This is a genomic window from Olivibacter sp. SA151 (assembly GCF_054130995.1).
Genome location: NZ_CP096391.1, coordinates 560,635 through 579,507 on the forward strand (window position 1 = coordinate 560,635; position 18,873 = coordinate 579,507).

Annotated in this window: 17 protein-coding genes and 1 tRNA gene; 6 read left to right on the forward strand and 12 right to left on the reverse strand. The window is 38.9% G+C overall.

All coding sequences use genetic code 11. The features are described 5' to 3' along the window. Positions 1-263 precede the first annotated feature (263 nt). The 6 genes from M1D52_RS02215 to M1D52_RS02240 all read right to left on the reverse strand — a co-directional run bounded on the left by M1D52_RS02215 (position 264) and on the right by M1D52_RS02240 (position 5,113). On the reverse strand, positions 264-686 hold the full coding sequence (locus M1D52_RS02215; RefSeq protein ID WP_437362445.1) for a hypothetical protein: 423 nt from the start codon (positions 684-686) through the stop codon (positions 264-266). A 183-nt stretch (positions 687-869) separates the two neighbouring features. Further along, positions 870-1,571 (reverse strand): hypothetical protein, encoded by a 702-nt coding sequence (locus M1D52_RS02220; protein ID WP_437393891.1) that lies wholly within the window; start codon positions 1,569-1,571, stop codon positions 870-872. A gap of 151 nt (positions 1,572-1,722) precedes the next feature. Next, a complete protein-coding gene (locus tag M1D52_RS02225) occupies positions 1,723-2,304 on the reverse strand; it encodes a dihydrofolate reductase family protein (protein WP_437393890.1) in 582 nt (193 codons plus the stop codon). A 944-nt stretch (positions 2,305-3,248) separates the two neighbouring features. Continuing rightward, a complete protein-coding gene (locus M1D52_RS02230) occupies positions 3,249-3,791 on the reverse strand; it encodes a hypothetical protein (RefSeq protein WP_437393889.1) in 543 nt (180 codons plus the stop codon). A gap of 158 nt (positions 3,792-3,949) precedes the next feature. After that, positions 3,950-4,011: transfer RNA gene (locus tag M1D52_RS02235), tRNA-Ser, on the reverse strand. Positions 4,012-4,099: 88 nt separating this feature from the next. Further along, entirely contained in the window at positions 4,100-5,113 is a 1,014-nt protein-coding gene (locus M1D52_RS02240; RefSeq protein WP_437393888.1) for a helix-turn-helix transcriptional regulator, read from the reverse strand. 194 nt (positions 5,114-5,307) lie between these two features. Between M1D52_RS02240 and M1D52_RS02245 the strand changes: the two genes are divergently transcribed. Beyond that, a complete protein-coding gene (locus M1D52_RS02245) occupies positions 5,308-5,913 on the forward strand; it encodes a Panacea domain-containing protein (protein WP_437362436.1) in 606 nt (201 codons plus the stop codon). 141 nt (positions 5,914-6,054) lie between these two features. On the opposite strand, the gene M1D52_RS02250 is transcribed toward M1D52_RS02245, so the two are convergent. Next, positions 6,055-6,372 (reverse strand): hypothetical protein, encoded by a 318-nt coding sequence (locus M1D52_RS02250; RefSeq protein WP_437393887.1) that lies wholly within the window; start codon positions 6,370-6,372, stop codon positions 6,055-6,057. A gap of 453 nt (positions 6,373-6,825) precedes the next feature. Here M1D52_RS02250 and M1D52_RS02255 point away from each other — a divergent pair, with 453 nt between their 5' ends. Then, positions 6,826-7,857 carry a S41 family peptidase gene (locus M1D52_RS02255; RefSeq protein WP_437393886.1) on the forward strand — a complete coding sequence of 344 codons (1,032 nt, stop codon included), beginning with the start codon at positions 6,826-6,828 and terminating at the stop codon, positions 7,855-7,857. 253 nt (positions 7,858-8,110) lie between these two features. Here M1D52_RS02255 and M1D52_RS02260 read toward each other — a convergent pair whose 3' ends face one another. Beyond that, positions 8,111-8,599, reverse strand: a complete 489-nt coding sequence (locus M1D52_RS02260; protein WP_437393885.1) for a hypothetical protein — start codon at positions 8,597-8,599, stop codon at positions 8,111-8,113. Positions 8,600-8,760: 161 nt separating this feature from the next. Between M1D52_RS02260 and M1D52_RS02265 the strand changes: the two genes are divergently transcribed. From M1D52_RS02265 to M1D52_RS02280, 4 genes are all read left to right on the forward strand, one after another. After that, positions 8,761-10,224, forward strand: a complete 1,464-nt coding sequence (locus M1D52_RS02265) for a TlpA family protein disulfide reductase (RefSeq protein WP_437393884.1) — start codon at positions 8,761-8,763, stop codon at positions 10,222-10,224. 164 nt (positions 10,225-10,388) lie between these two features. Continuing rightward, positions 10,389-11,663 (forward strand): erythromycin esterase family protein, encoded by a 1,275-nt coding sequence (locus tag M1D52_RS02270; protein WP_437393883.1) that lies wholly within the window; start codon positions 10,389-10,391, stop codon positions 11,661-11,663. Positions 11,664-12,184: 521 nt separating this feature from the next. Further along, complete coding sequence (locus M1D52_RS02275) at positions 12,185-13,816, forward strand: RNA-binding domain-containing protein (RefSeq protein WP_437393882.1); 1,632 nt, start codon at positions 12,185-12,187, stop codon at positions 13,814-13,816. 531 nt (positions 13,817-14,347) lie between these two features. Further along, complete coding sequence (locus tag M1D52_RS02280) at positions 14,348-14,659, forward strand: hypothetical protein (protein ID WP_437393881.1); 312 nt, start codon at positions 14,348-14,350, stop codon at positions 14,657-14,659. A 226-nt stretch (positions 14,660-14,885) separates the two neighbouring features. On the opposite strand, the gene M1D52_RS02285 is transcribed toward M1D52_RS02280, so the two are convergent. The 4 genes from M1D52_RS02285 to M1D52_RS02300 all read right to left on the reverse strand — a co-directional run bounded on the left by M1D52_RS02285 (position 14,886) and on the right by M1D52_RS02300 (position 18,859). Next, positions 14,886-15,257 (reverse strand): hypothetical protein, encoded by a 372-nt coding sequence (locus tag M1D52_RS02285; protein ID WP_437393880.1) that lies wholly within the window; start codon positions 15,255-15,257, stop codon positions 14,886-14,888. A gap of 384 nt (positions 15,258-15,641) precedes the next feature. Continuing rightward, entirely contained in the window at positions 15,642-15,998 is a 357-nt protein-coding gene (locus tag M1D52_RS02290; RefSeq protein WP_437393879.1) for a hypothetical protein, read from the reverse strand. Positions 15,999-16,013: 15 nt separating this feature from the next. After that, the gene (locus tag M1D52_RS02295) at positions 16,014-16,847 is read right to left on the reverse strand and encodes a DUF6624 domain-containing protein (RefSeq protein ID WP_457941743.1); all 834 of its coding nucleotides are present in this window, start codon (positions 16,845-16,847) and stop codon (positions 16,014-16,016) included. A gap of 353 nt (positions 16,848-17,200) precedes the next feature. Further along, the gene (locus tag M1D52_RS02300; RefSeq protein WP_437393878.1) at positions 17,201-18,859 is read right to left on the reverse strand and encodes a serine hydrolase domain-containing protein; all 1,659 of its coding nucleotides are present in this window, start codon (positions 18,857-18,859) and stop codon (positions 17,201-17,203) included. Positions 18,860-18,873 lie beyond the last annotated feature (14 nt).

The window sequence follows — 18,873 nt, forward strand, 5'->3', positions numbered from 1 at the left end:
TTTAGCATAAAACAATCAGGTTATAGCATTTTCAAATAAGAATGCTGCCCCTGCCGCAATAAGGCACCGCCAGGATTGACGTACTTAAATCATCCATATTTACCTACTATTGTCGTTATAAAATTTCAACTTCTCCGATACAACGAACAATATAACACTGTGGTTTCCTTACAGGGGAGATAACAATCATAATGACGGTTATCAGGATTAGGTTCAGTTTTTGTTTCATAAATTTGGAAAACTAGGGATGCATAAATGAACTATTATTCGATTGTATTTTTGATTTGACGTATTTTTCGATCCAGAATCTCTCTGAAGGTTGGTCCAAATCCAGTCGTTGGAGCCATAGTGAGACGCTCTTGCCTGTCTAGACAGTTTGAGAGGATAAATTCCAGGCCTGCTTTTCTCAGGTCAATCATGTGAGTAAGCATATCATCCACGTCTGAATGATTTCCTAGCAAAACATCCGTTTTGGTCAGTGACCTAAAATGAATAAATCGGTCTTGGTTATCCTGCTCAACGAAATTACATTCAGTTGTGATTAGAAATGAAGCAATTTCGGTGTCCGGTTGTGTTAGAGTATAAGCTGTAAGGAAAGAATGAGTAATAATACCTCGCTCGGCATTAAAAAAATTTGTGTCTACCTGATATTCGACAATGGTTGATCTGCTTTTGATTATTTTCATGGGCATGAAGAGTTATAATCGTGTCACCTTATCCTATATAAAGTTGAGGATAAATAAATTATAATATAAAAAAATTACACATAAACGCGTCGTTTTTACACTTAACTTTTCCGTTACCGTATTTCCCTTTTCGTCTGTTGTTACCTTCTTTATAGGTGGACATACAGTTTTCGCATACGCTTATCAGTTTTGTCGCTTAAAACCAAAATATGCGAAGAAACGTTGAGTCCCGTTCCAGCGGCAGTCGCTATCTACGTATTCCTTTTTTAAGGAGCCATATGTCATGGTATACGTTTCCGTAGAAGTGCAGAAACCTTGGTCAGGAAGCAGCGGAAGTTCACATTCAAACTTGGTTAAGTACTCGATATCTTCCTTGTTGAGCTTGCGTTCTTCCTTGCCATATTGTAAGAAGTATACCCCCTCATTCCGGCGTAGCAGAACCGAATCTTTACCCCCATTAAAACATCCTTGTAGGTTGAAGACAAGTTTTATAGTTTCAGTATCCTTTAGTTTAGCGATCCAGCTTTCATCAAGATGTTTACGATAGTCGGTTGAGTCAAGAAAAAGCGTTGTGTTTTTCCTTTGGGAATTTTCCACCGATACCGATTTCTCTACTGACTTGCCCAGTACATTTTTAAACTTAAAATTATATTGAGCCGCGTTTGGATACCCCGGTAAGGTGTCACGCTGATTGTTCTGCGGGAGCCATACGGTTAACAACGAATCGTTTCTGAAGATCGCCACCGAGTCAAGAGAAAGATATGGACTGTCGTAGGCACTGTCAAGAAGGCCCACATCCACCACGAGTTCCGAATCCAGCTTCTTTTGCAGACCGCCGCAGGCAACTAGGGTAAACATCAAAATGGATAGAATACGAACTAACATTAATAACATTTTATAGAAGGATGAAAAAGAATGAACTTTTCCATATGCATCAACAATATTTTCAAGAACCAGTTGATATGCTTTCAAAGTTCTTTTGCAAACTTAAGGATGCTGATAATAAATGCGCACTACTTTCTCGATAATAGAAACGCTAGCTAAGTGACCTAGGTTTATATTTTAGTAGAACAATACCCGTGTCATATTTCTTAAGGTCGATCAACTCCAGGTTGATGTATCCATCACCGGTAGGGAATAAAGGCCTACCACCACCTAAAGCAACTGGACAAAGTTGTAGATGATACTCATCGATAAGCCCACACTTCATTAAAGACTGTGCAAGGGTTACACTGCCCCAAATGACCATATTTTTTCCGGGTAAAGCCTTTAGTTTTGCGATTTCCTCAACAGCATCACCATTAACAACTTTTGCATTTTCCCATTTACCCCAGTTAGCTTCATTAAGTGTGTTAGAAAATACGAATTTCGGCGTCCTATTTAAACTTTGCGCAATTGGCTCTTTTTCCGAATCAGCGGTAGGCCAGAAATCAACAAACATTTCATAAGTTATCCTACCAAGCAGTATCGTGTCAATATTGTCCATAAATTCCACCTGGTCAAGGTCGGAGTATTTGTTTGCTTCGTTATTGATATCCGTGAAGAAAGTGAGCTGGCCGTCCTTATCAGCAACATAGCCTTCAAGAGAAATCCACTCCTGTAAAACGATTTTTCGCATAGTTATGAATTTAAAATATCGTGCTTACTGATTGCAAAAATAAGTAGTACCCAGAAGTTCTTATAAGTGTAAATCTGTCAATTCAGCGGTGTACTTGCGACATACAAAGCATACGTATTTTATCAATAAATTCTTTTGTGTTTTAACAATTCGTGCATGATGTTTTAGCTATATAAACTAAGATTCTGTGAGCCTATAACCTAGCTGGTATCGATCCCTTCCCACAAAATCAATGATCATTCACAAAATCCGTGTTAACAGGATAATGAATATTATGATCCCTACAAGTTCGATTTTTCCCAGGCTTACGGGAAACCGTAAAACCGTCAGTATTTCTCTCCTTAGTTTTGGTGTATAAACTAAACAATAACATTTCTAAAAATTAAAAAGAAAGGAGAAATAAAAATGGCTAGTTATTACATTAATAATAATCAACAACCAAATGGTGATTATGAGGTGCACAGACAAGGTTGTCTTTACTTTCCAACGGAGGATTATACTTATCTCGGTGAATTCTATTCCTGTAGTGGGGCTGTCCAAGAGGCTAAAAATAGATATCCATATAAACATCGGATTAATGGCTGCTACACCTGCTGTAAAGAATGCCATACTACTTGATCTGCCCACTTAATAAGTACAAGGTTATCGCATTCTTCAAATGGATAGCCTTGTGAATAGTGCTGAACCCTAAACATATGATCATTATTAGGCCACGATCTCTTGTTGCTCAATAGAAAAGGCTTGTTTAAGGTATATTCAATTATGGTTGGTTTAAGTGTGTAACGGTATAAAAGCAAAAGACACGCCCTGTGACGCTGTTCTTAAGGGTAGCGTGGCGTGTACTGTTAATGCAAAAGTAAAAAGAATTTATTAAGGCAGCCAAGCATAGCACCAACAAAGCCCTTTGTATCAACGCCTAAATCTCTAATTGTCGGACAGTCATATCAATAAATATGATCTATCAACAGGCATTCGTAGTAAGTGGCGTAATCATTATAGCGTAAATTTGCTGCAACGCCCGGTACGCGTGTATGATACAAGTCCATTGGAAAAGGTTCATATTCCGGATAAATCTCTTTTATGAGTTCACTGACCTGATTAATGATGTCCCGCTCTTCTTGGGACTGTATGCCACTAAGTGTGTTTAAACGGGTAATTTCGGATCGCAGGTAGACGGAAAAAAGATTCGTTATACCACTAATGATAAATACACAGGCTTCAAGTTTCCCGGGACCGATTCGCTGCGGAAGGTAAAACTCTGCTACATAACTTAAACCTACCTTTAGCTCCAGGACATTGACCTCCAATACCGATGCTACCTTTTCTTTAAGGCGATCAAATCTGGCCATATCATTGCTACACTGCTCGACTTTTTCCCAATAATTTTTAGATTGTTCCGTTTTGTCATAATTCAGATCGCTGCGGGGTATCTCTACCGCATAATAACGGTAGATGATTTTCTGATATTCTTCGTTATGTATTAACATGGCGATTCAAATCAATTATTCTATACATTTTTTGTTATTAAGCAATATGGAACGTAAATCGTATTCAGTATTACAAATAAGCTAGCGGTAAGAGCAAAAGATACTAAGTCTGAAAAAAATGCAATCGCAATAGTACACTTATTGCCGTTTTTTGTCTGTACCCCGGAAGGGATTCGAACCCCTGACCCACGGTTTAAATAACCGTGATCGTACCTAGGGCGGGAATCGAACTTGCGGCTTATGTGGGCACAAGAGCACTCCACAACTAAATTTAAAAATAAATCTGAATTTTCCGAAAAGAAAAATCCTTATTCAGTACTATTATATCCCTTTAACGCTTCTTTCAATCTATCTGCAATTTTCTTTTTAAAGGATTCAGGTTCCAAAACTGATACACGTTCTCCATAAGACAGGATAACGCTTTCGAGCTCATAATTAGGTATAACCTCAATTGAGATAACTAAATCGCCTTGTGATCGGGAGATAATCTTTTGCGATCCATGTAGTGGCTTTGATTCAACATAAGGAGCTGCCTTTGCATTAAATCTTAGCATAATTTTCTGTAAGGTTTCGCCTTCTATTAACGAGACGCCGATGATGTCGTCAAAGTAATCTTTGAAATCGAAATTATGATTTTCAATATAGGAAACATGATGCGGTGTCAAGTCCAAAATCCTATCTAGAGCAACAATTGTTATTTTTTTTAGATAATCGTTCAAACCAAATAAGAACCATCGGTTATTATACTGCTTAAGATAATAAGGATGCATTATATATTGCAGAGGTTCAGGACTGTTAAAGGGATGGTAAGTGATGCAAAGTGGTTGGCGATTTAAAATAAATTGAAATAGCTGACCAATATATTCTGCTCCGCGTAGGTATTCATTATTGTCAAAGCCTATAATGTCCGGTTTGTCTTTTTTGAGCGTTTGTTCCAATTTGGCACTTAATTCAGAAACCCAACTGAATTCAGGCAATCCCTGGATACGGGAGAAAGTTCCTATGGCAGCTTGTAGCTGATCCCGCTCATTTTTGTTTAACGGCTGTTTATAAATTGTGAATCCCTTTTCTCCGTAGCGATAGAAAGATTTCCCATTCTTTTTATAGACTTCAATGGGAGCATTCCATCCCTCAGCACTCCGCATATGTTTGAGATCATCTCGCAGAGTTCTAACGCTAATGCCTTTACTTCCTGGAAAAATATCTTCCAATGCCATGTTACATGCATTCAGTAAATCGTCAAATGAATATTGTTTAAAAGAATTGGATAGACATTTATCCAATATGTTATAACGGATCAATGCATGTTTATTATCGGCCATGTTGAGAAATCGATATCGTAAAGATAGTAAATTTTCTTACTGTGCAGATACATTGCACAATAGATGCTAATCTTTGTATCGTAAATAAAAAACATATGGATAAGCGTAATATCCCTCATGACATACCTAGTTGGAATATCACAAACTTGCCGTTATCTTTGTTACACACTAGGTTGTCTCAAAAACAAAAACGTATGGAACTTACATTAGCACAAGAAAAAGCTTTGAATGCATTGGTTTATTTCGCTGAGCGTATAAAGCCACTATATCTTACCAAAGCGATTAAGCTTCTCTATATGGCCGATGAGCAAGCTATACGTGATACAGGCGTCCCGATCACTTGGTTAGACTATAAGGCATGGCGGTTCGGGCCTGTTCCAGAAGATGTTTACAACAAAGTTAAGCAGGTTGATAACCTCCAAAAGTTAGATGCAGGTGATGGTGTATTATATAGCTTAAAAGTCTCCGATGCGCCCGCAGATTTACCGGAAGGACTTGTCTTAAATCCGATCCGACCATTTAATGATGATGAGTTCTCCGATTACGAGATTGAAATTTTACAGAAAGTCATCGATAGATATGGTAAATTAACCAGTGAGCAACTGGTAGATATGCTTCATCAGGAAGGTACGCTTTGGCACCGTGTTGTGCAAGCTAATAATCTCAAACAACAGTTTGAGCTGAAGAGTAACCGTTCCGATTACATAATAGAATTTACCGATCTACTAGATACTGATTATAAAAAAGCTGCTTTTGAAGTAGCCTATCAGTCTCACTTAATGCAACAAAACCTAATGTAGCTAATGGGTATACTTAAACCAGGGAATATACTACATATTAAAGATTACGAATTCGAAAACGGGGGAGAGCCAAGAGACAAATATTTAATAGTTATAGATGTGTCGGAAGAGAAATCTCTTCTTTTAAGAGTACTTACTACATCAAAAATCCATGTTCCAGAACATAAGATGATGCACGGTTGCCGAAAAGAACCTGAAAACGGGTTGCACTATTTTATGTTCGAGAAAGCACGATGCATAGGAACGCATGAAGGTAATGACTTCTTTTTCGTAAAACATACCTTTCTGCTCTTCCGTAATAATATTAAAGCCGTAGAGCTCGAGGCTTTTATCAGGAAGTACGTCAATATTGCGCGCTGTGTTTGTACTATAGAAGAACAAGAGTTCAAACGGATTAAAAAGTGTATACGGCAGAATAGCGATATGGCGGATCGCTCTGCAAAAAGAAGCTTTCCGCATTTATTTTAGTGGTTAAACCTAAAAAACAAATTATGAAGTCATTACCTAAAGAATACCAGCTTTTAAAGGAGCTGAGTAGACAGAAAGATATATATTTCGCAACAGCGGTCAAACGAGATCGATACCGTTTAACAGATATTTATGATTATATTAAAAAAAGGAGCCCTTTTTGCCTCTTTTCCCTGAAGAGAAGTTTTTTAGTCAATTAAACCTCTAGGAGCAACAGATCTTCACGGCGATTAGCCGCTAGAGTACCTCTTCAATCAGCGTGCTGTTTTGCTGTCGTTTCGATGCAAAAAAAACAATTGGAAAATCGGCGGCTCGCTTTGACCTTGTTTTCCGGATCATAAGCCACTGTTAGAAAAGAAACTAATTAATCGCCAATACAATTATCAAAAAAATTAACTACTTTATATCGTTTTTGTATTCACGATATGATCCCAGAACATTCCTATGCAAGTATTTCCGTTAGCAAAATATCTACTCCTTATCGTTAGTTTGCTGAGTGGTTTATATTCACAGGCACAGCAGCATATGTTGCTAGATCGTATTATACGGGAAACCCAAGAAGGCTCGGTATATCGCAAACGACTATTATGGGATACCCTGAAACCTCAGATATATGCTGCCTATAATACGGCCGGAACAGATACATTAGTTGCGTTACGCGCTGCAGTAGGTTTAATGCTCGATAAACTTGATGATAATCATTCCTTTATACTTTATAAAGGAAAGTATATTGGACGGACGGGACGACGCAACACAATGGATCAGCTTAACCAGCAAACCAAAAACGCATTGAAAAAGCAGCTGGGCAGCCCGGTGCATACAGCAAAACTAGCCAACGGTATCGCATATATTAGTGTCCCCGGTATGCCTGTCGGTCCGAAGGATGGGCCCGACAAAGCACACATCTTAGGGCAAAAGCTGCGCGATTCGCTTTGTTCCTTGGATCTCTCGCGTTTAAAGGGTATCATTGTTGATTTACGTCTTAATACCGGCGGAAATATGTACCCGATGATAGGCGGCTTGGGCCCCCTATTAGGGGATGGAAATGCAGGATCCTTTGTACGTGATGGGAAAATTTTAAGTACCTGGAGTATTAAGCGGAGTAACGTTTACTTAGGACGGAGAGCTTTCACTACGATAAATAACAATTGCAAGCCAAATAGGAAATTGAAGATCGCTGTTCTGATAGGACCCGTTACAAGCAGCGCCGGTGAAGCAACCGCTATTTCATTCATCGGAAAGAAGAATGTAAAGTCGTTCGGAGAGCCAACTTCCGGCTTGATTACCGCCAATCAAATGATGGCCTTAGCGGCAGATGTTTATTACTACCTATCTGTTTCAACCGAGGCCGATCGGAATGGAAAAGAATATACAAAACCAATTCAGCCCGACGAGCTTATTATGGATGGTGATAATTTTGAAAATTTACATGCAGATCAAAAAGTTATTGCCGCATTAAAGTGGCTGGAAAATTAACGAAGAAGTGATTTTAATCTGATAGGGTGGTACCAAGTTTCCGGTTCAATTCATCTCCGCGTTCCAGAGAATTCTTGCGCATACACGTTACCGCTTAAGAAGGCGCTCAATAGTATATATTTAATCAAGTTTTTAGCGATCTCCATTTTAGCTTCCAATTGTTTTGTTTGATACTGTTTGATTTTTTCCGATCGAAAAGAATGCTTTTCTTCCATCTATCCGATACGAAACAACCCCAAATAGCCGGAACCTCCTAATATCCTATAAAATAAGCGTCTCCCTCTTGGCTTTCTCCTTTAATTATGTACAAATCAAACGCCTTTATCTTTTGTCCTTCCACCCACATATACATTAAGCTATCTGTTCTAAACGCTACAGCGTATATATGATGCCTAACGCTTTTGTCGAACGGCACCCGGTGCAGTAAGTCAAGCTCATTATAAGGAATAATTTGCGTGCTGTCAGCGTCATACAATTTACTGTATTTTTTATTAATCAATTTGAGATGCTTTTTAAATAACCGCTTTCTCTCTTTCTGTGATTTTTCAGTATTTACACTATCGCGAAATAATCGGAAAGACATGTACTTATCCGCAATTTCATTTGCTTTATATGACTTGTTCACGAGCACTTCTTGTAAAAACGACCTAATGGTTGCTTTCTCCACTGCCTCTTGTCCGAAAGTTACATTGCACGACAGCGCAATAATCATAAAGAGAAGTAACGGCTTCACTATTTTCATGTATTCATGGTTTATTATAAAAGATAAAGATCATTTGCCGCTTTTAAAAAATCAACTCAAAATAAGAATCAACGTGTTGTTAATGAAGTGTTAAAGGCTTTGTTTTATTTTGGGTAAAATGGCGGGATTTATATATTTATAAAAGAAAACCTAAATCAAATATGAAAAGGTTGAAGCTTTTGATCAGTATTTTGGTTATGTTAGCACTCGCTGTTAATAAAGGGAGGTCGTCAATCCCTTTGAAGATAAATACGCTGTGCCCAGTCCTTCTATTATATCTTGTGTTTTTTCTTTCTTCAAATATAACCTTCGCGCAGCCTATATGGCGAAAAGAAGATGTCAAAATAACAGGCAAAATAAAAAACTTCGAAGACAAGCAAACCAGCATGAAGATTATTGTGCGTGATCCTTTGAGTCAACCTTTTCAAGACACCTATGAAGTAGAGGTTGATTCCGGCGGCGATTTTTCCCAGCAAATCTCTATACCCTGTGCACAAGAGGTGCAGCTTATTTACGATCGGGCCTATTCCATTTTTTGTTTGCCAGGGGATAGCCTGCATATTCAATTAGAAGGTATGGGAGAGGGTGAAAAAAGTCGCCTGAATTTTATGTCAGGCTCAACCGCTAAAACCAATGAACACATATCCGCCTTTCTTGAAGATCAAAAAAATAAGCCATCTCCCATAACCGGCAAGAAAGAAATCATTCCGGGAGATATTGCCGATACACTATTTCAGCTTTGGATGTCGGATCATATCAAGTACAGTACCCTCAACCAACTATTAGAAAAACTAAATACGCAAAATGATGCGGACGCGCTCAAACAAGCGGAAATATACAGACTAAACGATTCGGTGGCGCCAGAAGTGTTGTCGCTTGCGCATGCGAAATTCCTACAATCTTATATGAAGTTTGCCGTATCCTATCCAGAGGCAGAGACCAATACAATCAATCAATCATTTAAGAGTGGAAAAGTAGAAGAAGGAGCTTTCCTGCTGAAACAGCTCATTGTTTCCAATACCAATGGCTTTACAAGGGAATTGGCATTAAGTCGTTTTTTTTTGGATGGCATCCGTGGGCAGCAACTAGAACTAGTAGACATCATTTATAATCCGGGCGATATAAAAAGCGAATATTTCCAAGACTATATAAAGAACGAATACGAAATTCAAAAAAGATACATGGCAAATCAGCAAACAGGGGAAGCTTCTTTAGATAGTTTAGACAAAAGCATAACCTCCGATGTTATGAGCGCGCTTGTTTCCAAATATAAGGGGAAAGTCGTTTACGTCGATTTTTGGGCACCGTGGTGTAGCCCTTGCTTAGCGCAGTTACCACATACTAAGCGCCTGCAAACACACTATAAAAATAAAAACGTAACCTTTCTCTTTTTGGCAAACAGATGCACCGATAAATCCTGGAAGGCGACCATTGCAAATGAAAAGATATTGGGCGAGCATGTTAATCTAACGGATGAACAATATAGAGAGTTAGCCAATACCTATGAAATTATAGGGATACCTCGTTATATGCTGGTAGATCGAAATGGACAAATACGTTTACCTGATGCGCCTCATCCGGAAAATTTTGAATTGATTACAAAGGCAATAGATAATCTATTATAAGGTCAATGTGAAGATCAGGAAGTTGTTTAAGCATTGATATAGGTGCTCTTAAAAAAGAAGACTCGCTAGCTGTTCAATTGGGAAGCTCAACGAATATAGTTAACGCAAATACAGCTAAAGGATCTATGGAAAAATAATTAACTTGCAAAATCAAATACTGGATAATGTTTGACATTTACCGTCTTATATTAGCAATTTTCATACTTGTTTATAGCTTCTGCGGCCACCTTTACGCGCAAGAACCGAACATATTAAATCAATATGAGCTCAAAGCCTATTCTGCCGATCAGATTGTCACCGACAAACTTATTTCGGCCGTTATAAACGAAGTGGGTGAGAAAACCATTATTGGTCTTGGCGAAGGTACCCACGGAACGGCAGAGTTCAATCAGGTAAGAGCCGCAGTAAGCCGACGATTAATAGAAGAGAAAGGGTTTCAATATATATGTTTTGAAAACAATTATGGCGAAACCTTCTTCTTTAATAATCGTATGCAGCATCAGGCATATACGGGCGCATTATTAAAACAACATTTCATCGGTATTTATCAAACAAAAGAAATAGATGATTTCTTCCAATGGCTGACGGGATATAATCGCGAGCATCCCGATAAAGGGGTGAAGGTAAGCGGACTCGATTTTTTTGAATTAACGGCCGCCGTCGATATAGTCGAACAGCATATCATCAATAAAGAAGATTATCAACATCTTCTCACGAAGCTGCGCCATTGTATCAAACAGCAGGACTCCCTTCGTAACAATCAGCTTAGCGATACGGCGCTCTTTAGAAAAACCACTTTACAGGCTTATCAGTTGCTCAGCGATTTAGAGAAAGATTCCGATATAAAAGTAAAGGATTCCTTGCTTTACCACGAGGCTCTATACAACCTTAAGGTAAGAAATGAGTTTTATTATGAAGCATATCAGCATCCTGAACAGACAAGACTTGATAGAGACTTAGGTATGGCCAATATGCTGCACTTTATCCGTAAAAAAGATCCCGAGGCAAAAATTATTATTTGGGCGCATAATGCACATGTTTCTCATCATTATGTTTACGGGAAAGGCCGTAATGGCGGCGGCATGGGAGGATATATAGCAGATAAATTTCCCGAAGAATACCTTACTATTTCCACCACGACGTCCGAAGGAACTTTTCGCGTTACGGAAGACGCTTATCCTACCCGTTTTAATCAGTTCACGGAACAAGCCTTCCCAAGGCCGCCCAAAGGCTCTTTAGAACGGTTATTATATGGGCAATACAAAGCTGCGGTATACGGAAAAGGAAAAAACACCGGAGCATCCAATAAAACCATTAAAATGATGTTCCCGGGTCATAAAAAATCATTACGATATACACCTACATTCGAGATTCAGCTAAATAACTATTTCGATGTACTTTACCATATTCCCAAAACAAAACCCTCCACTGAGATTTAATTGAGGGGGAGTGCCTCCAAGACCTGTTAGCTTTTAATGAAAGTTGTCCCTTTATTATACGACACCCGCTGGTTTCTAAATTGATGCCTAAATTAGGTCTCTGTCATTGAGAAAACTCCTTGCGACAATAGCTATCAAGACAACTCTTTATTTTTTCTTTGTCTTGAATTCTGATAATAATACACTCGTTATTTTTGAGATCCAGTTTTAGCCCCAAATTGTCTTTAACGATATATGCTTTCTCGTTATTTCTACCTTTGCGTATTCCCCACACACCCGAAGGGCAAATAGACGCTATTTCAATGCCTTTAAAACAAATACGTAATGAATTGGGCCTATTGAATTGGCGACATTCTTTGCGGAAGGAGGACGACGAATACCTTATTTCCTGTGTGGTGGGTGAATGCTGGAGTGAGGCACCGAACGAAAGGCATGAACCGACCAGAGGAACTGGGTTTTGTATTTTCTTTCTTATCTTCGTTTAATCAAATTAATTTTCCTAACACTGTATTATAGAACAGATGGCTTTACCCGTTAATATTGAAGATCTTTTACATGGACATGTGGTGGAATGGGAACGTTTGGAATTTAAACGTGGGTGGAATCCGGAAGAGGTGATCCATACGATCTGTGCTTTTGCCAATGATCTCAACAATTGGGGCGGTGGATATATCGTTATTGGTATTGCTGAGCAAAACGGACAAGCTGTTTTTCCTGCAGAAGGAATTGCTCCGCAACAAATAGATAGCATCCAAGGTGAAGTTTTATCGCTTGCTAACCAGCTTCAACCAAACTATTTTCCACGGATGCAGCCATATGTATTAAACGGGCGGCACATACTCGTGCTATGGTGTCCAGCTGGTGATCATCGTCCTTACACAGCTTCAAGTACACAGGGCAAGGGTGCTCAACGCTATTCCTATATCCGTTATGGCTCACGGAGTATCATCGCCAAAGGAGAAAACCTACAACGTTTAATTGAGCTGACCGCACGTATTCCTTTTGATGATCGTATTAACCGACAGGCCACAATAGATGATTTTGACTTGGGATTGATCCAGGCTTTTTTGCAGGAAATAAAAAGCAGTCTTTATGAGGAAAGCCAAAAAATGTCCTTAGCCGAATTGTCCAGGAGCATGTACATTGCTAAGGGAGCTGATGAAGATCTTCATCCTGTTAATGTTGGGTTATTATTTTTCAATCGTACACCAGAAAAGTTCTTTTCCCGCGCTTGGATTGAACTGGTGGTCCATCGGGATGATAGTGGGCGATCATTTAGCGAGCATTATTTTAAAGGGCCGTTACATATACAATTGCGTGATTGCCTTTCTTTCCTGAAAGCGACCGTCATCCATGAAAATGTAATCAAAGTATCTTATCAGGCCGAGGCCATCCGCTTTTATAACTTTCCTTATGAAGCTGTTGAAGAAGCACTATCTAATGCCGTATATCACAAGAGCTATGAAATCGGGAATCCGATCGAGGTACAGGTATGGCCAGATAAAATCGAAATATTAAGTTTTCCGGGGCCAATTCCACCCGTGGATGTTCAAATACTGAATCACCAAAGGCGGATAGTTGCCCGGGATTACCGAAATCGCCGTATCGGTGATTTTTTAAAAGAATTGGATCTTACTGAAGGACGAGGTACAGGTTTTCCGACCATATACCGCACTATGAATAAAAATGGTTCTCCTGATCCTATTTTTGAAACCGATGGCCAGAGCACCCATTTCCTGACTATTCTGCCAGCTCGTCAAGAAAAAAATGACCAAGCTATTAACCAAGCTGGTGTCGGAGTTAAAGATTTGGTATTTAAAGAATTAGGTGATGTTGTAGCTTTTTTCAAATTACCGAGTAACCAAGCTAGTAACCAAGCTAGTAACCAAGTTCAAGAGATAATCAATAGAACGGTACATGATAAAGTTGTCCCTATTTTAGGAACTGCTATGCAGTGGATTTCTAGCAGAGATTTGCTTACTCAAATAGGTCTTAGTGTACAATCCAAGAATAAAAACCGTTACCTAACTCCACTGCTTAAAATAGGTTGGCTTCAACTGGAATATCCTGAAAATCAAACCCACCCTAATCAGCGGTATAAGATTACTGAAGCTGGAAATAGGTATTTGGAGTTTGTGAAGTCGATAGGTTAGCTAATAAAGCCAACAATGAGGTATAAAGTTCGCTGATCTATATATTTTGATGGCCGAAAGAAACCGAAACGGAATTTCTGCTGCTGTGACTTTAATAACTTCGGATTGATGAGCAATCGAAATATGAAAGATATCCGGTTCGCTCAAAATATCAGACTGATTAGGATATAAGAGAAGCACACTGCTAAAGTCTACCTACGGTTTTAATAGCTTTGATTCCTTTTAGAAAAAGAAACTACTGGCTTAAGTTTAGGCAAATACTACCTATATCTATCGGCTGTATAAGCGCTTTGCTGATTATCATCAGTTTCTTCTCAGACAGACTTGGACAACCGAGACGTGCGAAAGAGGTCCGTTAAGAATTGAAAAAAGAGTAGATTGAGTGTTTAGGATGCAAGCATGAATCTGGAGAGTTTTTTCATGATAAGGCTTCTAGTGTTTTTTCTCAGGTTTTTTTCGATACAAATAATCCGCTATCTTAAAAATTGCAGAATTCTTATCTTTGCAAATCAATCCAAAACCTATTATCCAATGCAATTTAAATTTAGTTACATGTACCGTGATGGAGCTAACTACAAAAACCACGGTGAAATTATCATCAGCAATCCCGATAACGTAAGTTTAGTAGAGGCCTTGGAAAGGCTACAATTGTGTTTAATCGATGAGATGTACTTTTACGCACATAAGTTAGGTGTGCCCGACTTACATTTCCCCCATTGGAATGATCTGTATGACCACAGTTGGCATGAGTTTGTAGCTTTAGAAGAAACCCAAGAACCGCCAACAATAGAATGGAGCATAAGCGATTTTCTAAGTAATTGCGAAAGCTTGCTTAAAAACTGATGAATATTTATAAAAGTGAACTAATATTATTTTATATGATGATATCGACGAATTATATGTCATGAACGATCAACCTGTTACATGCCCCTTATGTGGTGCCCGTAATGATTTACTCTCTGGATTAGTAGTCAAATAAAGAAAAAAAGGTTAAATTATAGCCCATTGGTACTATGAGTAGAATGCAAGGGAGATTTTCAGTAGTATCAAATCTCCTCGCAACCATTGGCTAGAGCACCTCTTCAATCAGGGTGTTTGTTTTGCGGTCGTATGTTATTTTGTGTTTTTTATTTTTATAGTAAGCACTGATGTGCTCTATTTCCAAGGCTTTGTATATTTCGGCAACTTTAGCAAGTCGTTTATCCAATTCTTGTACTGCAGTCGGTATCCTTTCGTTAAGTGCTTCTATCTTTTCGAGTTCGGTAATGTATTTATCTGTTTTACCTATACTGACGATGTTTGCTTTTCGATATTCGTCTTTAACCTTCTTTTTTGCGTCAATTAGTTTTACCTTGCTCGTTTCAAGTTCTTTTCGTTGGTATTCAACAAGCTTTTTTTGTTCAAAGTATGCTGCTATACGTTCTAATAAGAGATTTCCCATTCCCTAAAATAAGAATCATATTCATTTTTATAAAATTTACTTTTATACTGTTTTTGATTATGTCGTAAGCTCAATTTTTTCCAAGCTTACGGGAAACCGTAAAACCGTCAGTATTTCTCTCCTTAGTTTTAGTGTATAAAAACAATCAACAGATAAAGACTACACAATAACATTTCTAAAAATTAAAAAGAAAGGAGAAATAAACGTGGCTAGTTACTATATTAATAACAATCAACAGGCAAATGGTGATTATGAGGTGCACAGACAAGGTTGTCTTTACTTTCCAACTCAGGATTATACCTATCTCGGTGAATTCTACTCCTGTAATGGAGCTGTCCAAGAGGCTAAAAATAGATATCCAAATAGATATCGGATTAATGGCTGTTACACCTGCTGTAAAGAATGCCATACTACTTGATCTGTCCATTTAACTAAACATAAGGCTATCGCATTCTTCAAATGGATAGCCTTGTGAATAGGGCTAAACATGTAGATAACAATTACCGAAAAATATGGAAACTTAGCCATAGTTTTTAATACCCTATTTAAAATAATCAACACGGGATATTCACGGTAGGGGCGACGATCGGTATTTGTCCAGAATACCGATTTTTTTCCAAAAGCCTTTGGTAGTAATTCCTTAACCTTAATGGCTTGTTTACGCCCATCTTTTCCGGGGGATGCTTTTTCCAATAAATATCTTCTTGAGAAACCTACTACCAACACCGATATGTGTTGCATGAAAACAGAATGTTTTTAATTCTTCATTGTTTTTACCATATTTTGGTGAACCTGTTCGTAACGAGGTAGATTTTTTTTGTAAGCTTCTAAATCCCACTTAAAATTAAAAAACTTTACATATTCTGCTATTGGTTGCAAACCAACCTCCTTTCTCCGTTCGTCTACATGATCCGGGTCTATTAACGGGGCAACAAATTGCTCATTTGTCGTTGGATCTCTGAAAATCTGGCTGCCATAGGTTTGTTTTTTGCCTTCACGCAAATCAATGCGGTCCTTTAGTAAGGCAAAGCTTGACGGATTCAATTCCTTTTTGGAAACTGCCTCCTGCAAAAGCGGTAGATACTTTTGCTGTGTCTTCAAGTCGGCATGCTGAATCACCAAAAACAAGGTTTGAGTTCCCCTTTCCCCCACAATATTTGGCCCTAGCCATCCCTTTATGTCCAATATTTCCCGTACAGCAACTAAATTAAGCGAATCAACCGTCTTGAATTTGCCTTCTAGCGCTTTAAGTTCAGGAGCATCCGGACCAAACTTTTTATATAACGAATCTGCCTGCCAGCGGATGCGCTGATCTCTTTCAAAAATACTATCTAACTTGGCAACCAGTGGCTTATCGTAATCCTTTTCCTTTTCATCTTTATATTTGGTTACCAAGGCAATGATTTCTTGCCATCGCTTGTCCTGATGTAAGGATTGCAAATCCAAATCCTTACGTAGGTGATCAAGATTAGTAAAATAACCGGAGGCAGCAACCCGTTTCAGGTGATAAAAGGCAGAATCAGGTTCATTTGCCATAGCCCATGAACAGGCCGCATTATACCGGTCATTTATGGTTCCCTTGTCTCCAATGGATGCGAAAGCTTCGCTATATTTAAGAGCTGACGATCTATATTCCTTTTGCTTGTATAGGGTCTCAGCCTGTTTCTTAAAATCATCTTAGTTATTTTTATGCTGTTGAGCGCTAGCGAGCGTAAAGCTAACCTGAAGCAATAGGATGAGCCAATAGTTTCTCATAAATATGACTTGAAGTTTCGAGAAAGCAAATTACGAAAACAAACCGTTAAAAGAAATTCCATATATAGGTTAAATCCTAAATAAAATGGAAACTTACAGTTTATTGCTTCATAAAGACGTTTAGTAAAACGTCTCTCGTCCTTGCCGAATATTCTATATATTTTCTACTCAGTCCGAACGACATTATCTTACCTCACTACAGCAGGAATAATAAACTGCTCCATTATTTTATCTGCCTGGCTGTGGGCATAAGCCTGGCCGTAAGCAGTAGCCGTGATGACGACCACCAAGGGCTCGTCTCTGAATACAAATATTTTGTTCCCTCCATTACCTGAGCAGTAGAAAGTTTCGTAGTTTTTACCATTGCTGCGGTACATTTTGTTCCAGAACAGATAGCCATAGTATTCCCCGTCGCGGCCTGGAATGACTTTATGTTTGGTGAAAGTTTTGTCTATCCACGATTTTGGTACGAGTTGTTTGCCTTCCCAAGAACCTTTATTTTGGTATAACTGTCCAAACTTAGCCAGATCCAGTGCGTTCATTCGAATACCACCAGCGGTGCTTACTACATGTTGCGGGGTATATTGCCATTGGTATTTGGTGATATGCATCGGGTCAAATAATTTTGTACCCGCATAATTATCAAGGCCCCCGGGCACTAAGTTATGTAAGGTATTACCCAGTAGCATAACACCAGCTGTAAAGTAGTGCCATTGCCCCGAATATTTAACAGTATCCAGTGGCAAACCCAAGGTAAACTTTACCCAATCATCAGTAGGATACATATTCTCTTCATTTCCCGGAGAAGTAGGATCATCATCATCGCCATCGAAATCTGAACTCATGGTAAGTAGATTTTTGAGAGACACTTCGCCTTTTGCCTTAGAGAAATGACTATAAGCCTTTAGGTCGTAAAATTCTTTTAGTGTTTGATGTTCAGATTTTAAGTACCCGTCCTCTATAGCCATACCGGTAAGCGTTGAAGCAAAGGATTTACCTACCGATCGCACATCATGCAAACTGTCGCGAGAAGCACCGTTAAAGTATTCCTCTATTAATATTTTTCCCCTTTTTAGAACAACAACGCTTGTTATGTGTTTATACACGTCAGCTTCAATATTGGCCTTAAGTTCTCTGATTCTCTCCCGGTCAATATTCTCGGTTGATATCCCAAATTCTTTGTAGGGCTTTAACGGAGACAGTTCAACAGTGTCTATGTTGATAATAGGCTTGCGGTTCACCTGCATCAGTAGCTGACCCGAAGCCATGATATCGCCAACCTTCAATTGAGATGTTTTCACATATGGTCGGAGTTCTATCCTCAACTCCTGCTTCCCCTCGGTCAGGGCGCTGTCGCCACCATTATACATAAAACGGTTCCAGGCCGATTGACTCCAGAGCGCGCCTTCATGTTGGTTGTCGATCAAAGGACGGCTCCAATACGTTTCCTCTTTCTGTTGCGCAGGCGTTGGCGCTCCCGGGATTAAGTTGGTTTGGTAGACCAGTTGATTGTCAACATAGAAGGAAAACTGGTAATTCCCTATCTTCACTAAAGAGTCGGCCGATAAATTCGGAGCCAGCGGACGCAGAAAGTCAGTAAGTGGTTTTATGAGAGACACCGTGATAAACAGGTTACTTTTGTTAGTGAATACATATTGGCTTAAAAAATTGGCCAATTCAACTTGACCCTCTTGTACAGCTGTTTCTGTAAACCTGATCTTACCTATGTGTTCTTGATGTACTGATGGTTGGTTGAGCTCGACAATAGGGTGCCCATATAAATGACAATAAGAAAACGTCAGGAAAAGCAGTATGTGAAGGAAAGGTGATAAATAGTACGATTTCATTCTTTAACGGTTTA

Excerpts from the sequence above, each read along its gene's own strand:
- M1D52_RS02260 (WP_437393885.1), bottom strand. The coding sequence starts at position 8,599 with ATGAAAATAGTGAAGCCGTTACTTCTCTTTATGATTATTGCGCTGTCG.
- M1D52_RS02245 (WP_437362436.1), top strand. The coding sequence starts at position 5,308 with ATGGAACTTACATTAGCACAAGAAAAAGCTTTGAATGCATTGGTTTAT.
- M1D52_RS02230 (WP_437393889.1), bottom strand. The coding sequence starts at position 3,791 with ATGTTAATACATAACGAAGAATATCAGAAAATCATCTACCGTTATTAT.
- M1D52_RS02285 (WP_437393880.1), bottom strand. The coding sequence starts at position 15,257 with ATGGGAAATCTCTTATTAGAACGTATAGCAGCATACTTTGAACAAAAA.
- M1D52_RS02270 (WP_437393883.1), top strand. The coding sequence starts at position 10,389 with ATGTTTGACATTTACCGTCTTATATTAGCAATTTTCATACTTGTTTAT.
- M1D52_RS02250 (WP_437393887.1), bottom strand. The coding sequence starts at position 6,372 with ATGCGGAAAGCTTCTTTTTGCAGAGCGATCCGCCATATCGCTATTCTG.
- M1D52_RS02265 (WP_437393884.1), top strand. The coding sequence starts at position 8,761 with ATGAAAAGGTTGAAGCTTTTGATCAGTATTTTGGTTATGTTAGCACTC.
- M1D52_RS02280 (WP_437393881.1), top strand. The coding sequence starts at position 14,348 with ATGCAATTTAAATTTAGTTACATGTACCGTGATGGAGCTAACTACAAA.
- M1D52_RS02220 (WP_437393891.1), bottom strand. The coding sequence starts at position 1,571 with ATGTTAGTTCGTATTCTATCCATTTTGATGTTTACCCTAGTTGCCTGC.
- M1D52_RS02225 (WP_437393890.1), bottom strand. The coding sequence starts at position 2,304 with ATGCGAAAAATCGTTTTACAGGAGTGGATTTCTCTTGAAGGCTATGTT.
- M1D52_RS02215 (WP_437362445.1), bottom strand. The coding sequence starts at position 686 with ATGAAAATAATCAAAAGCAGATCAACCATTGTCGAATATCAGGTAGAC.
- M1D52_RS02240 (WP_437393888.1), bottom strand. The coding sequence starts at position 5,113 with ATGGCCGATAATAAACATGCATTGATCCGTTATAACATATTGGATAAA.
- M1D52_RS02255 (WP_437393886.1), top strand. The coding sequence starts at position 6,826 with ATGCAAGTATTTCCGTTAGCAAAATATCTACTCCTTATCGTTAGTTTG.
- M1D52_RS02290 (WP_437393879.1), bottom strand. The coding sequence starts at position 15,998 with ATGCAACACATATCGGTGTTGGTAGTAGGTTTCTCAAGAAGATATTTA.
- M1D52_RS02300 (WP_437393878.1), bottom strand. The coding sequence starts at position 18,859 with ATGAAATCGTACTATTTATCACCTTTCCTTCACATACTGCTTTTCCTG.
- M1D52_RS02275 (WP_437393882.1), top strand. The coding sequence starts at position 12,185 with ATGGCTTTACCCGTTAATATTGAAGATCTTTTACATGGACATGTGGTG.